Below are 13,062 nucleotides of genomic sequence, written 5' to 3'. Positions count from 1 at the left end.
AATAATGATTTAGACTTAGATATTTCAAGGCAAAATAATTCTTCCGAATATTTTAATAGGTAAAAAGTGATTCTATAAGTTGGTATGTCAAATACTGCCTTATGGCTAGTTAAAATATACCTATCTCGTTAGATCTCTAAGTCTAGAGTTCTAAAAAATACTGTAAAAAGTATAGGTGGAATTGCTATGCCCATACTTCGGCAATAATCAAGCCGCTAACCAACCAGAATCTTCTAATTTTTTTGAGTTTTTTATGAAACACATCTACAATCCAACCGCCGCCATCACCCAGCGGTCAACTGCCAACGCTTTGGGAACAGCGATGGTGAGTAAATTTTTTATGTTACTGTTGCTAGGCTTTTTCCTGCTGGTGAGTGGGGAGAGTTTTGGGCAGAATACTACAATTTATCCAAGAAATGAATTTAATAACTTGGATAATATCCATATACAGACAGTTTCTGGTCAAATTGAATTAGCATCAAATCGGATAAGGGCTTATACTGCAACTGGAAATAAAGCCTATAATGGCTATATTGCTATTAGTGGTAGAACATTCAAAATTAAAAAAGGATTTACATATACTGTTTCATTTAATGCTCGTGCAGTAAACCATCAGCAAGGAGGTGATGGAAATATTTCTATTTTAAGAGCAAATTCGGCAAATACGAATAATGTATCAGAAATAGACTGGAGCTCAAGTAGTGCTTCAGTACTTGGTAGTGGTGTAATACTTAAAAATGCATCAACGAGCATGGCTGCCCATACTATAACGTTTAAGGCACTTGATGAGTTTGACAGTCAATATCTTGCGATAAGGTTGTCAACAAGTGGTGGTAATCAATCTGAGTTATACTTTGATAGGTTAACAATAAGTGAGACTTGTACTCCCACTGCACCACAAGCAGTATCAAAAGGAAGTTGCTCTATTAACGTGCCAATAACCTTAACGGCATCTGGTGCAGAGAATGGAATAGAAATATATCGATGGTATACCCAAGCTAGCGGAGGAACTGCAATTCTTAATGAAAATGGAGCCCAATATACAACACCATCACTTCCTCAGACTACAGACTATTATGTGTCGATATACAGTAGTGAAACAAAGTGCGAAAGTAGTAGAGTACGTGTAACTGCAACCGTAGGAGGGTTGCCAACTCCAAATGTAGTAATGACTACGGGCTCATGTGATAGTAATGGAAATGAGACAAATATTTATACAGCAAGTGGTGGTAGTGATGGAGACTATAGATGGTACAGTGTAACCATATCAGGTACGGATACAACACTAGTACAATTGAATACCTCTAATAATCAACCAATTTCTAGTTCTACCCTATCAAGAAAAGCAAATTCTGAAGAGGGATTATATGCTGCTAGAATTGTCGGAACAGGATGTGAGAGTAAACCAAAATATTTCAGAGTTGATAGAGGAAATATAGGAGCACCTACAGGGGCCACCGGTGCTATATGTGGCAATCAACTTACGTTAAGGGCAACGGGAGCAAATTTGGGTGAAAGTTATAATTGGTATGCTACAGTTAATGAAGAAACAACTTTCATTGGTCGAGCTGCAAATCTTGTGATTGCTGCACCATCTGTAAGTACAGTATATACTGTAAGTAGGATAAATATTGCATCTGGTTGCGAGAGTGCATCAAGAATTACTGCTGTAGTCAATACTTTCTCCTTAAATCAGCCAAATTCTATAGCAGGAAACCAAACAGTTTGTCAAGGAAGAATTGAAACATATAGTGTGCCTAGTGTAACGGGGGCCACATATGCTTGGACAATAGTGCCTGCGCCTGCAGATGGATCTGCGCCTATGCCCGTTGCAACTTTAGCTAATGCAACTACAAATCAAGTAAGAGTCACTTATCCCAATGGAGCTTATAGAGGGACACTTAGAGTAACTGTATCAAATCCTTGTAATAGCTATACATCAGAACTTGCTGTCCAAGCATCCAATAATAATGTAGCGACAGGAGATCTTGTTGAACCCGTTAATCCAGTGATAGGACGTCCTGAGACTTATGGGTTCACATCAAATATTGATGACGATTTGATTGTGGATTTAGTTTGGTCATACCGTAGAACGAACTCCAGCGAATGGATTGTGACTCCCTCAACAACATCTAGGACATTCACTTTTGAATCTATGCCAGGAGATTTAAATGGTGTTAGAGTAGAGATTCAAGTAATGAATCCAGGAGCTAATTGCATAACAGGTATAAGTGCGACAAATACGTTCTTTATAGGGAATGATCAGATTATACCTCTCCCCGTAGAACTCATTTCCTTCAAAGCACAACGTCATACTAAAGGTGTAAACCTTACTTGGGTAACAGCTTCTGAACTGGACAACAAAGGTTTTGAAGTACAAGTATCTGCCAACGCAATAGACTTTACAGTAATTGGTTTTGTAGAAAGCAAGCTAGGGACTACATCTTCGAAACAATATTATAATTACATTGATACCAAAGCTGTATCAGGTACACGCTACTATAGATTAAAGCAGGTAGACTTCGATGGCACCAGCTCCTATTCACCTATTAAAGCTGTAGCGCTTGATGGGTATAGCGCTAATGTTTCAGCATATCCAAACCCATTTGATGATGTGGTGGTTGTAACGCTGAATGGCTCTGAGGCCCGTACAGTGCAGGTAGTTTTACTCGATGCGATGGGCAAGGTACTGCAGCAGCGTATGGAGGAGACTGCAGGAAATTCAATTAGTGTAGATATGGCGAGTGTAAAAACGAAAGGCATGTATATACTCCATGTGCTTGACAATGACATGAAGCATACCTTCAAACTGATGAAGCGATAGGAAGTTATTACATTACATAAAGAGAAGGGGCTGCAGGTTTCTGCAGTCCCTTTTTATTTGTGATAATAGAGTTTAAAGAAATTCCTTTGAGACGGTAAGTGATTTGGAGAAGTCATAAAATGGTTTTTGTAGCGCTATAACAATCACCTAATCAGATGTCTAGTGTAAACTATAATTTCCAATTATTACATGATATAACAAGTGTTTTGCATGCATAATTTCTCAGATAGCTGATTTTGTATGTAAAATCTGATTATTAGCAAAGGAACCTGAAAGGCTTCTTTATGCATTGTGTTGCGACATTTTATTTAAAAACCGCAAAATATTGCATGATTGAATTAATGCATGATTATATTGATTTAAACTAATATTTTGAAATGCTTTAGATAAGTAATTGCACCAAATTCAAGACGATAAAAGTACGGAGATTGTATTCCAGCTAGAAATTAAATAATACGCAAATACTATATATAATATTTTAATGCAAACAATGAAAAGTTAAGATATAACATCTTTTAATTCAATAGAGAAAAAATAAACTTGAAAAGTTTTCAAATAACTTAATCAAGGCACATTTCAAAAATAGCTTTAAATGCGCTAAAAACGCGAGTCAGAGGTGAAGAGTTAAAATCAGACAAAAAAACAGGGGTTAATATTGCAATTGTAAAAGATAAATTATCTTATTTTGTGATAATTAACTTAGCATTAAAACTGCACAAAAATTTATTAACTCTTAACTTTTAGCTATGGCGCAAATCTACACTCCCCCTTTAGACCGGCTTATACGTTCACTGCTCCTGCAGTTCGTGATTATGCTGGGTCTGGCTTCCACAGTGGTGGCACAGGCCACACTTCCTATTGACCATCATGGTCCTTGGCGAAACTATGATGGAACAGGTTGGTCTGTAACAGGACTTAATGCTGACGGAGCTGAATTAACTCCGAGTACAAGCAACGGTTCTGCTCAGTTTAGATCTACAAATGCATCTATTTTGATAAATCTTCAAAATATAGATACCGATTTGGAAACAAAATATAGATTGAGCTATAGTGTAAAGGCCACTGCTTCTACAAGTGATTATACTGCGAATTTTAGAGTAAGCTATCTAAGCAAGGATGCTAATGAAGAAGCTGCCAGCTTTAAGACTCTGAATGAATCAACTCCTTCGTTCGATAAGGTAGACAGAGTAAACCTTATCATACCAGGTAATGCAACACAGGTTAAATTTGAGCTAACAGAAGTATTGAAGACATATGTGCTTTTCGATGCATTAGCTATAACGCAGCGACCTGCCATAACAACCCATACTGATCAAGGTGCTCCCGGACAATCTGTGAAGATAAACGGTTTGTTGTTCAATGATGCATTCCGTGTGAATATTGGTGGTATTGATATTACTGACAACATCGCTGTAGATTCAGAAGGTACTACTATTACTACCGCAGTACCCGAAGGAGCTGTAAATGGTAGGAAAATCATTGTAGAAACGCCATCAGGTATAGCAACAAGCACTAATAACTTTATTGTGCTTGGACCGAAGTTTGCGTCAGTTGCTACAGATCAATTCACACCTATAAAAGGCGATATCAGTGAAGAAATTACGTTAAGAGGTACTTATTTTAGAGGCGCTACACAAGTACTATTTAATGGAATAGCTGCGGTGCCAACCGAGATTATCCTTGGTAATCCAGACTTGATAAAAGTAAATGTGCCTCTAGGTGCAAGCAAAGGTAAAATAACTGTTGTTAGCCCTGCTGGCACGGATGTAAGCATAAATGACTTTGATGTAAATGCGCCTGTATTTATAGTAAGAGATGTAGATGGTGCTGGTACAATGCGTGAATTTATGCCAATTATTGGTGGCGTTGATACCGAAGTCACGATCTATGGTAAAAACCTGTCTAGCGTAACTGCTGTGAAGTTCCTGGGTGCTGAAGGAACAGCAGATGATAAAGATGGGGTAGTAGTTCCTTTCACAAGTGACACAGAGTTAATCGTAAAAGCGCCGGCCAATGCAGTTACTGGTCCTATCATGCTAATAACAGCTGATGATAAAACGGTAACAAGCCGAGATGTCTTCACTTTCGTGCCTGCGCCAATCATTACACTGCTAGTGCCAACGTACGGTATAGCTGGTGATGTGATTACAATCAGAGGAGAGCATTTCGAAAACACTACTGAAGTAAAGTTTGGAGAAATAGCCGTGGCTCCTAAAACAGAGGATAACGCTGGCGGTTTTGAGGTGCTTGCTTCAGGTACAGAGATTAGAGTGACGGTACCTGCAGGCGCACAAACAGCAAAAGTGTCAGTAAAAACCCAAATGGGTGGAACGACGGTAAGCGAAGACAATTTCGTAATTGTACAGGCGCCGGAATTCATCAGCATGACTCCAGAAGAAGGGCCAGTTGGAAGAGTCGTTAACATCAGGGGCAAATTCTTCACAGGCGTGACCAAAGTAACCTTCCTGGGTACACCTGAATCTGCTCCTGAAACTGGAGGAGACTCAGGAGAGGGTACTGGATCAGATGAAGAAGAAACACCATCTGAAGGAGATGAAATTCCGGTGTCAACTGGTGTTGAAGCATATTTCGTGTTTGTTTCTGATTCTGAAATCAATGTAACAGTTCCTGAAGGCGCTGAGACAGGTGAGATCAAGATTGAAAACGTAGTTGGCAGTGTGAACACTCCTGTATTTGAAGTAATCATTGCTCCGGTTATCACATCCTTCACCCCTGAACGAGGTATAGTTGGAGATTTGGTAACTATCAAAGGTTACAATTTCACAGGTACTACTAAAATTGCTTTTGGTTCGATTGAAGCAGAGCCAATTTTAGAAGAAGGTGAAGAGGAGTCAGATACTGAAATAAAAGTACGCGTACCAGAGAATGCTGTGACTTCTAAGATCACGGTAACTGTTGGAGATAAGTTTGATACATCAGAAAATGATTTTGTTGTTATTCAGACACCAATCATTGCAAAAGAGAATGCCTTCAGTCCTGCGAGAGAAGTTGCCGGTACAGAAATCACAATCAAAGGAGAAAACTTTAGGGGCGTAAACAATATAGTTTTCCTGGGCGAAGCTGATGTAGTGGGTGATGACGAAGAAGTAATCAGTGACAACGTTACTGCACCTACCTTTACTGTAGTATCAGATACTGAAATTAAAGTAACCATACCAAATGGTGCCGTAAGCGGATCGGTAATGGTGACTAATATCGCAGGATCAGACACGAGCGCCGAACCCTTCGAAGTAATCACGAAGCCAGAGATAACTGACTTTGCAGAGAAGAAAGGTAAAGCAGGCGTTGACGTTGTAATTAGAGGTTATCTGTTAAATGGTGCTACTTCAGTAACTTTTGCAGGAGTAGAGGACCTAATTGAGGCTGTAATCAAGCAGCGTCCTGCAGATGGTAAATCACTTACAGTTACTGTACCGAATGGTGCTGTAACGGGAGTTATCACGATTAACTTCCCAGGAGATTTAACCTTAACAACAGCAGAAGAATATGAAGTGGTCCAGGCTCCAGTAATCGTTTCGTTTACTCCAGACCGCGGCTTAGGTGGTGACGAGGTAACCATCGTAGGTTTGAACTTTGAGAATATTACAAAAGTAGAGTTCAATGGTGCAGAAGCTGATATTGAAACCCTCGAGGTAACTAACGCACCAAATGCTACTGATGATAATCCATTAAAGCAGTTCACTGTTTTGGTGCCGACTAATGCTACTACAGGTATCATCAGCGTTACAGCTGCAGGTGGCACTGGTACTACAGGTGAAGATATCTTTACGGTATTGAAGCCAGAGCAAATTACCTTCACTCCTACTTCTAGCTATGCAAACGAAGAGGTAACGATCAGAGGCATGTATCTGAGAAACCTGACCAAGGTGACTTTCAATGGCAACAACAAAGCCATCACAATCGCTGCAACGGATGTAATTGAAGATGAAGATACAGGCTTCCAGATTGTAAAAGTGAAGGCTCCGTTTGATGCTAACAAGGGAACAATTACATTAACTACTCCTGCTGGTGAAGGTACTAGCGAAGAAGAGTACACCGTAATTGAGCCAGTTATTGTGTCTATTGCAACCGAAGGTGGTAAAACTGACAATCAGGGTTATGCTGGTAGAACAAAAGTAATCCTGACAGGTACAGACTTCACCAGATACTACAATGTGGAAGAAAAGGATTATGGAAATGCTGCTCCAATAGTAACATTGAATGGCATGGAAATGACACTTGAGAACTATACCGATACTCAAATCTCTTTCCTATTGCCAACTAATGCGAGCACCGGTGATATAATTGTGAGATCATTAAGCGGTATTAGTGCAGGGATGCGTTTTTCAGTATTGGCTCCTTCTAACATCGTAATTAACCCAAACCCCGCTTACACAAATCAGTTGATCACGGTAACAGCTGATAACCTAATAGGTGTAAAGAGCATTACTTACAATGGGGATGTGGTCAATACCTTGACATTAGTAGAAAAAGAAATAGCAGGTACATTTACATTCACTGCACCAGTTGCTAAGGACAACCCAACTAGTGGTCAGGCAGCTCTGATTATTGAAACTAACAGTGGTACAGGTGTAGCTAACTTCACTATCCTGAAGCCTATCATTAGTGACTTTTTACAAAAGAGAGATTATACAGCTCAGAATCCTGTGCGAACTGTTACAATCACTGGTGCCAATTTTGTGAAGTACTGGAATGTAGAGCGGGGTGAAGTTTTGGAGCAAAACCCAGTTGTAACATTTACTGGTGCTGCAAATCAAGCTGTAATCGTAACACCAGGAGACAACAGGTTAGTAGTTGAGATTCCTAATGATGCGACTACAGGTCCAATAACAGTTACTTCTGTAAACGGTTCTGCTCAGAGCACAGACTTTACAGTTATCGGACAGCCCATGATTACAGGCTTTACGCCTGCAGCTGACATTGAGGGAGCAATCGTAACAATCAACGGTAGTTTCTTTGACGAAGCGGAAAAAGTGACTTTCCAAGGTAAGGCAAATGACTCGAGCGACAACAAGGAAGTTTTAGCCGCGGCCTTCGAGTCAGGAGCTACAAGTAACCGGATCAGAGTAAAGGTGCCTGCAGGGGCCAACAATGGTAGAATAGCTGTGACTAACCTGAATACAGCGAATCCAACAGGCGTAAGCATCACTGATTTCAGAGTAGTGAAAGTGCCAGTAGTAACTGGAATTGAAGCTGCCTCTAGAATGTACGGAGCGACCGTAACTTTAACTGGTGAAAACCTGGCCGATGTTACTACTAATGGTACGAATGGACGTATTCTGGTTTATTTCACTGGTCATGATAATACTCAGATTCAAGCTACAGTAGACAGCTATGACCTTTTTGATGCCACAAAAATCACTTTCAAGATACCTGCAAAATCGATTACAGGTCAATTAAGAATAGTGAACAAAGCGGGTGAAGCGACTATAGAAAACTTCGTTGTAACCAGCCCGCTAATTGTTGGTTTCGATCATTTTGAGCCTAGAACTGAGATTACTACAACTTCACCAGCCCGAATCAATGAGCGAATTATCATAAATGGTTACAACCTGAACGAGATTGGTACTATCTCCTTCGTTGGAGCGATGGCAACCAGCTATAGAGAGATAAGCAAAAGTGAGCTGGAAGTGACAGTGCCGAAAGGAGCTGATACTGGAAAAGTAACAATTCGATCTGAAGTGGAAGGCCAAATGATGAACACGACAAGTGAAACGAATGTATTCATCATCCAGCCGAAGATTATTGTTACTCCTAGTTCACTTGTTTTCATGGAGAAGCCAGGCGTACAATCAGCAGCTAAGGAATACACTATCACAGCTGAAGGTTTAATGGTTGGAGAAACATCGATGACGGTTAACATCAGACCAAAAGGAGCTAATCCAAGTGATGTAGCATTGTTTGAAGTTTCTGAGTCAAACGAGGCAAGCACTTTTGAAACAGGTTTCGCGACATCAATTACAGTGAAAGCCGATGGTACTATCGACCCAAAAACTCTGTGGATACGATTCATGGCTGAAGAGAGTGATTATTATTATGCAGAAATGTATCACAGAGCCCCACTTGGAGCAACAGAAGCAATATTAACTCTTGAAGGTAACTCTGTAACCCCTCTCCCAGTAGAACTCATCGCCTTCAATGCTACGAAGCAAGGCAACGGTGTTCAACTGACATGGGCAACTGCTTCTGAGCTTGACAATGATTACTTCGAGGTGCAGATGACGGAAGACCTGAAAGGTGAATTTAAGGCAGTAGGCCAGGTGAAGAGCAAAGTGAATACGACTGCGCTTCGTCAGGACTACCAGTTCAACCACAAAGGCAACTTCAACGGAACACGTTACTACAGACTGAAGCAGGTGGACCTGGATGGTACATTTGAATACAGCAAAGTAGTAGCCGTATCTTCTAACGGAGTGAACCTGGCAGTTGGCCCAAGAGTGTATCCGAACCCAATCAACGCTGACTCTAAGCTGGTATACAATGCCGACAGAGCAGGTAAGTTGAATGTGCGTATCGTGAACATGAATGGTTCAGCCGTTCAGAACCTTAGCTACGACATCGAAGAAGGTGAGAATACGATCCTTCTGAACCTGAACAACAACCTGCCAACAGGCATCTATATCCTGATGACAGAGTTTAACGGTAAGACGGAGCAGGTGAAACTGATGAAGCAGTAATCCGAGCATTACCACCATAAAGAAGGCTCGCCAATTTGGCGGGCCTTCTTGCTTTACAAGGAAACTGATCGAAGCATATGGAGGTGCCTAAAGCCTAAATAAATTTAAAGCCTCTAAATCCAGTAACCTGAGCAGCATCGTAGATAAACTTTTGAAACATTGGTTTATTCAGGTGCAAGCTTTAATTTTGAAGGATTATAAAAACAAAGCAGCCATGCAGAAAGACACAGCTATATTTGACCTGATTGCTAAAGAGAAAGCACGCCAGACCCACGGCATCGAACTGATCGCGTCCGAGAACTTCGTTTCGGATCAGGTGATGGAGGCGATGGGCAGTGTGATGACCAACAAGTACGCCGAAGGCCTGCCAGGCAAACGCTACTATGGCGGTTGCGAAATTGTGGATCAGTCGGAGCAGCTGGCGATCGATCGTGCAAAGGAGCTTTTTGGAGCTACCTGGGTAAACGTGCAGCCTCACTCAGGAGCGCAGGCTAACTCAGCTGTGATGCTGGCAGTACTGCAGCCAGGAGATAAGATTTTGGGCTTTGACCTATCACACGGTGGTCACCTGACTCATGGCTCGCCTGTTAACTTCTCCGGTAAACTGTACCAGCCTAGCTTCTATGGCGTGGAGCAGGAGACTGGTCTGATTGATTTTGACAAAGTAGTAGAAACAGCCCGTCGTGAGAAGCCGAAGCTGATTATCTGTGGTGCTTCTGCTTACAGCCGCGACTGGGATTATAAAAAACTGCGTGCCGCCGCTGATGAGGTAGGCGCACTATTACTGGCCGATATCTCCCACCCTTCCGGCTTGATTGCTAAGGGGCTTCTGAACAACCCATTTGAGCACTGCCACATCATCACTACGACTACGCACAAAACACTGCGTGGACCAAGAGGTGGTATGATCATGATGGGCAAAGACTTTGAAAATCCGTTTGGCCTGAAGACTCCAAAAGGAGAAACCCGCATGATGTCATCTTTGCTGGACGGTGCCGTATTCCCGGGAACGCAAGGCGGCCCGCTGGAGCACGTGATCGCAGCGAAGGCTGTTGCTTACTACGAGGCCCTGTCAGATGACTATATGGGTTACATTAAGCAAGTGCAGCAGAATGCGCAGGCGATGGCAGCTGCTTTCGTGGAGCGTGGCTATAACATCATCTCTGGTGGCACAGACAACCACATGATGCTGATCGACCTGCGCTCGAAAGGTATAACTGGTAAGTTGGCAGAGAACACATTGGTAAAGGCAGACATCACCATCAACAAGAACATGGTACCATTTGACGATAAGTCACCGTTTGTGACCTCCGGTATGCGCGTAGGTACAGCTGCTATCACTACACGTGGCTTAAAGAAGCCGATATGGCTCGCATCGTCGAGTTTATGGACGATGTGCTTACCAATAACGATAACGAAAGCAAAATTGAGGCTGTGCGCAAAGAAGTGAACAGCTGGATGAAAGACTATCCACTTTTTGCTTACTAATTCTATCCTAAAAATTTATTTATAAGCCATCATTAATGGACCAACCACACCTCGAGGGAGCGGAACAGCAGCAGGAGATGTCCTTTGTGGACCATTTGGAGGAGTTGCGGTGGCACATTATAAGGTCAGTAGCCTCCATCCTGGTGTTTGCTACAGCGGCCTTTCTAGCCAAAGGCTTTGTGTTTCACGATATCATCTTAGCTCCGTCACGTACCGACTTTCTAAGCTACCAGATGATGTGTAAGGTCAGCCAATATTTTGGATCGAGCGCATTCTGTATAGAAGACTTGGGCTTTACGATACAAAGCCGGCAAATGAGCGGCCAGTTCTCCATGCACATCATGGTATCGCTGGTACTAGGCTTAGCCTTGGCCTTTCCGTATGCTTTTTGGGAGATTTGGCGCTTCGTGAAGCCTGGCCTATACCCGCAGGAACAGCAAAACTCACGTGGGGCGGTGTTCTGGGTATCGGTACTGTTTGCGATGGGCTTGCTCTTTGGCTATTATGTGGTAGCTCCCATCTCGATCAACTTCCTGGCCGGCTATCAGGTGGATCCTTCTATCGTCAATGAGTTTGACTTGTCCTCCTACATCTCGACACTAACCACGCTTTGCCTGGCCTGTGCCTTTATGTTTGAGTTGCCGGTCATTGTGTACTTTTTCACAAAGGCGGGGCTTCTCTCACCGGAAATAATGAAGCTGTATCGCCGACACGCCATTATCGTGATCCTGATTGTATCTGCGGTAATCACACCTCCGGATGTGATTAGTCAGCTGTTGATATCTTTTCCGCTGATCATTCTGTATGAAGTAAGTATTAGTGTATCAAGGGGAATTATTCAGCGCGATTTGAAAAGACTGAACGAAAATAACGCTTAAAACTATGGGATATAAAATAGCAATCGGCGGAGACCACGCCGGCTTTACATACAAGAGCCTGCTGAAACAGCAGTTGGAGGCGGCAGGCCACGACGTGACAGACTTTGGTCCTGGTTCAGATGCTTCAGTGGACTATCCGGATCATGTGCATCCACTGGCGAAAGCTGTGGTGAACAAGGAAGCCGACTTTGGTATCCTGATCTGCGGAAGCGGAAACGGGGTGGCCATGACAGCCAATAAGTACCAGGAGATCAGAGCGGCACTTTGCTGGCAGACAGAGCTGGCTAAGCTGTCCCGTGAGCATAATAATGCCAACATCCTTTGCATACCTGCCCGCTTTGTGTCACAGGAGGTAGCAGCGGATATGACACGCGTATTCCTGGAGACAGAATTTGAAGGGGGACGCCACCAAAATCGCGTAGATAAAATTCCAGTTTGCTAAATCAGGTGTAGCAGCTTAACGAGCTTTTCTATAAACTGCCGCTGTTTGCGTAGGTTCATAACCTTCGAAAACGGACGGCAGTTTGTGTTTTAGCTGCGGCATAAGCCCGGCCTGGTCTACGATGTACTCAGGGCTTTCCAGGCGGAAGTTCTGATAGAGGTCATACACAGCCTGGTACTCGTCGAGTCGGCCAAAGTGGCGTTGTGATAACTGCCAGTTCAAATATGGCGTAGCCAGTTTATTGTGCTCATAATAGCTCAGGTCATCACCCAGCACCAAAACAGAGTTACCCCTAACCGTTCCGCTCGCACCGCCCTTCGGCAGCAATAACTGCGAGTCATCGATCTTCACAAAAGAAGCTAAACCCAGTGGCTGTCGATAACGAATAAGCAATACCCCACCTAATAGGATAAAAAACATTAGGTTTAGTATCCATTTCTTCATGCGGCTTGTGAACAGGAATTCGCCGAAATAGGCGATAGGCGGCAGTATGATTACGAAGGAGCCTACAGATAGCTCGTTGCGGGTGATCAACACCACAATACTCACCACGAGCCATACCGTCATGAGTTGCTGAAACTTGCCCTGGAACACCAGACGCTGAGGCAGTGAGGTCGTGCTGATCAGCGAAAGCAGTAAAAGCCCTGCAGGCAGCGCCAGTGCCAGCGCCAGGTGAGCCGGCGGAACCAGCGGGTTGATGCCGAACTGCCAGGGTTGCAGCAAGTGCATCTC

Annotated in this window: 4 protein-coding genes and 2 pseudogenes; 5 read left to right on the top strand and 1 reads right to left on the bottom strand. The window is 43.0% G+C overall.

Annotated features, from left to right (window positions below):
- Window positions 1-253 precede the first annotated feature (253 nt).
- From O71_RS25420 to rpiB, 5 genes and pseudogenes are all read left to right on the top strand, one after another.
- Complete coding sequence (locus tag O71_RS25420) at window positions 254-2,824, top strand: T9SS type A sorting domain-containing protein (protein WP_237717760.1); 2,571 nt, start codon at window positions 254-256, stop codon at window positions 2,822-2,824.
- Window positions 2,825-3,570: 746 nt separating this feature from the next.
- Window positions 3,571-9,522 carry an IPT/TIG domain-containing protein gene (locus O71_RS07650; RefSeq protein WP_007655047.1) on the top strand — a complete coding sequence of 1,984 codons (5,952 nt, stop codon included), beginning with the start codon at window positions 3,571-3,573 and terminating at the stop codon, window positions 9,520-9,522.
- Window positions 9,523-9,736: 214 nt separating this feature from the next.
- Window positions 9,737-11,010: pseudogene (gene glyA / locus O71_RS07645) on the top strand (serine hydroxymethyltransferase).
- 35 nt (window positions 11,011-11,045) lie between these two features.
- Complete coding sequence (gene tatC / locus O71_RS07640) at window positions 11,046-11,888, top strand: twin-arginine translocase subunit TatC (RefSeq protein WP_007655045.1); 843 nt, start codon at window positions 11,046-11,048, stop codon at window positions 11,886-11,888.
- A gap of 4 nt (window positions 11,889-11,892) precedes the next feature.
- Window positions 11,893-12,330, top strand: coding sequence for a ribose 5-phosphate isomerase B (rpiB, locus tag O71_RS07635; RefSeq protein WP_007655043.1), 438 nt, complete (start codon window positions 11,893-11,895; stop codon window positions 12,328-12,330).
- Between the two features lie 15 nt (window positions 12,331-12,345).
- Here the strand turns inward: rpiB and O71_RS24255 are convergent.
- Window positions 12,346-13,062: pseudogene (locus O71_RS24255) on the bottom strand (hypothetical protein); the annotation flags it as partial.

The organism is Pontibacter sp. BAB1700, from assembly GCF_000277005.1.
In the GTDB taxonomy this organism is placed as follows: domain Bacteria; phylum Bacteroidota; class Bacteroidia; order Cytophagales; family Hymenobacteraceae; genus Pontibacter; species Pontibacter lucknowensis.
Note: the sequence above shows the minus strand (reverse complement) of the source record. Positions and strands in the feature narration are given on the sequence as shown.

Coding starts and splice junctions, on each gene's coding strand:
- rpiB (WP_007655043.1), top strand. CDS start 11,893: ATGGGATATAAAATAGCAATCGGCGGAGACCACGCCGGCTTTACATAC.
- O71_RS07650 (WP_007655047.1), top strand. CDS start 3,571: ATGGCGCAAATCTACACTCCCCCTTTAGACCGGCTTATACGTTCACTG.
- tatC (WP_007655045.1), top strand. CDS start 11,046: ATGGACCAACCACACCTCGAGGGAGCGGAACAGCAGCAGGAGATGTCC.
- O71_RS25420 (WP_237717760.1), top strand. CDS start 254: ATGAAACACATCTACAATCCAACCGCCGCCATCACCCAGCGGTCAACT.